Annotated in this window: 1 pseudogene; it reads right to left on the reverse strand. The window is 55.5% G+C overall.

Annotated elements, in window-relative coordinates:
* Positions 1 to 537: pseudogene (locus tag CF70_RS36560) on the reverse strand (hypothetical protein); the annotation flags it as partial.

The raw sequence follows: 537 nt of genomic DNA on the forward strand, positions 1-537 counted from the left end.
GGAAGGTCGGTCGAACTGCAGGACGATGGTTTGCTCGGCCAGTTCGCTGTTGCGCGAAGGCCCGCCGATCAGTGCACCGGGAACGCAAAAGCCGCGTTCCGTGGGAACCGTCCAGTCATCGCGGTAAATGATATTTTTGTATACATCGGTTGAGCGTTGCGTGACCTTCTGTATTCCGCTGCTGCGCAGAACGTCCAACTTCATGGTCAGCATCGTGCCACCGGCCAGCACGTAACCCTCGGCGGCGAAAGGGTAATCCACTTCCGCCAGGTCCTTGAAAATCAACAGACGGGAATTGGGTGCGGGCGAAACGGCTTGCTCTAGCCAAGGAACATCGCTCTTATGAAGACCGTTGTCTCCCTTTCTTATCATTTCACGGGTGAGCGGGATGGATATTGTTCGCTTGCTGGCTCTCAATTCGCTTTCGCGCGTATCGACCTTGTGCCGGAACGTTCCCGGGCTGACATCTCTGGCAATATCAATCTTGTTGCCCCAGTATTCGTACTTCTCGTAGCTAAGTCCGCTACGAGCAGGGCG

It is taken from the genome of Cupriavidus sp. SK-3 (assembly GCF_000611145.1).
In the GTDB taxonomy this organism is placed as follows: domain Bacteria; phylum Pseudomonadota; class Gammaproteobacteria; order Burkholderiales; family Burkholderiaceae; genus Cupriavidus.